The organism is Vibrio sp. YT-19(2023) (genome assembly GCF_033337395.1).
In genome coordinates this window covers 1-704 of sequence record NZ_JAWOQN010000487.1, presented here as the reverse complement: position 1 = coordinate 704, position 704 = coordinate 1, and the positions used below count along the sequence as shown (strand labels likewise).

Annotated in this window: 1 protein-coding gene and 1 pseudogene; one reads left to right on the top strand and one right to left on the bottom strand. The window is 46.0% G+C overall.

Features of this window, described 5'->3' with window-relative positions:
• The first annotated feature begins 19 nt into the window (after window positions 1–19).
• Window positions 20–340: an HI1450 family dsDNA-mimic protein gene (locus R7E78_RS26680; RefSeq protein WP_005465080.1), complete on the top strand. Its 321-nt coding sequence runs from the start codon at window positions 20–22 to the stop codon at window positions 338–340.
• A gap of 150 nt (window positions 341–490) precedes the next feature.
• On the opposite strand, the pseudogene R7E78_RS26675 reads toward R7E78_RS26680, so the two are convergent.
• A pseudogene (locus R7E78_RS26675) lies at window positions 491–704 on the bottom strand (23S rRNA pseudouridylate synthase B); the annotation flags it as partial.

Sequence of the window (704 nt, the reverse complement as noted above, 5' to 3'; positions counted from 1 at the left end):
ACATGAGCCGAGCATAAGCATGTCTGATTTGATTTCTTACGACGACGTCATCGACGCAGCGTACGACATCTTCCTTGAAATGGCTCCAGACAATCTAGAGCCAGCTGATGTCATTCTGTTTACTGCTCAATTTGAAGATCGCGGTGCCGCAGAACTTGTTGAAACTGGTGAAGACTGGGTTGAACATGTGGGCTTTGAGGTCGACAAAGAAGTGTATGCAGAAGTTAGAATCGGCCTAGTAAACGAAGAAAATGACGTACTTGATGACGTATTCGCTCGTATGCTAATCAGCCGAGACCCAGAACATAAGTTCTGCCATATGCTTTGGAAGCGCGACTAACGCTCCTTCCCTTATGAATGAAAACACCAGCCTAGCGCTGGTGTTTTTTTATCTTCAAACATCACCGAATATAGAAAACTGGCCTTTTTGCGTATAAGAAAAAGGCCTGCCAATTGGCAAGCCTTTCTGATTTTCGTTTTTCGCTCTCGATTAACGATGCTTGTTGCGTGCACCTTGTTCGCCAGCATTTTTCTTTGGCTTACGACGAGCAGGATTGTTGCTGCGACCTTTAGACGTGCTTACACGTTCTTCATGGCGCTTAACCGCGCGGCGGATTTTTTGGCTGCGAGCACGTTCACGCTTACGTGACGTATTATCCTTGCTCAAATCTAGCATGGTTTCTTTCTCTGGGCGAAGTTCTACA

Coding starts and splice junctions, on each gene's coding strand:
- R7E78_RS26680 (WP_005465080.1), top strand. CDS start 20: ATGTCTGATTTGATTTCTTACGACGACGTCATCGACGCAGCGTACGAC.